Consider the following 850-nt stretch of genomic DNA (forward strand, 5'->3'; position numbering starts at 1 on the left):
ACTCCTCATGCGCCTTGGCATCGACCCCCAGCCGCGCCTGCGCCACCAGATTGCGGAACGGCTGCGGTGCCGCAAGCTCATGCGCCTGCCCGCGGAGCACGGCCCGCACCTCGGCATGCATCACTTCCAGCGTCGTGTGATCCCCGATCAGATGATGCTGCAGCTCCAGCAGCAGCCAGCGCCCGCTGCCGGGCTCGCGCGCGATCACAAACCGCAACAACGGCGCCCGGCCAAGGTCGATGCGGTGCCGGCGCGGATCAAACCGGCGCCTGAACTCCTCGGCGCCGGAACCGTCACACGCATCCAGCTCGACCTCGGTCACCTCCAGCGGCGCACGCCGCCACACCACCTGGGCCGGGCTCGACAGCCCCTCCCAGACAAAGGCCGTACGCAAAATGTCGTGTCGGTCCACCACCTGCTGAACGGCGCCAAGATAGCGCTCCAACTGGCCGCGCTCGGCAAACGCCATCTGCGAGACCAGCAAATATGGATCGCCCTTCGTCGCCAGCAGATGATGGAACAGGATGCCGTCCTGCAGCGGCGACAACCCATAAATGTCCTGGATGTTGCCGACGCCGCCGGGCACCGTGGCGACGATCCGGTCGATCTCCGGCTGGGCCAGCTCGATGAGCGGCAGCATCTGCGGCGTAATTGCCGTGCTGTGTTCGGTGATCAGGTTGGCAGGCACCGCCACCTCGTGATGGCTGCCCAGGCTTGCGGCAAGATCGGCCAGCACCGGCCTGGCGAACAGGGCACGCACCTCCACCCCCAGCGACAGCCGCCGCAGCCGCTCCATCAGCTGCACCGCCAGGAGCGAATGGCCGCCCAGTTCGAAGAAGTTGTCGTGGCG

Annotated in this window: 1 protein-coding gene; it reads right to left on the minus strand. The window is 67.3% G+C overall.

From position 1 onward, the window contains the following. Window positions 1-850: condensation domain-containing protein (locus tag NKH19_RS33375; RefSeq protein ID WP_352983975.1), on the minus strand; the 850-nt coding region annotated here is incomplete at both ends.

The organism is Mesorhizobium sp. M1338 (assembly GCF_040318045.1).
In the GTDB taxonomy this organism is placed as follows: domain Bacteria; phylum Pseudomonadota; class Alphaproteobacteria; order Rhizobiales; family Rhizobiaceae; genus Mesorhizobium.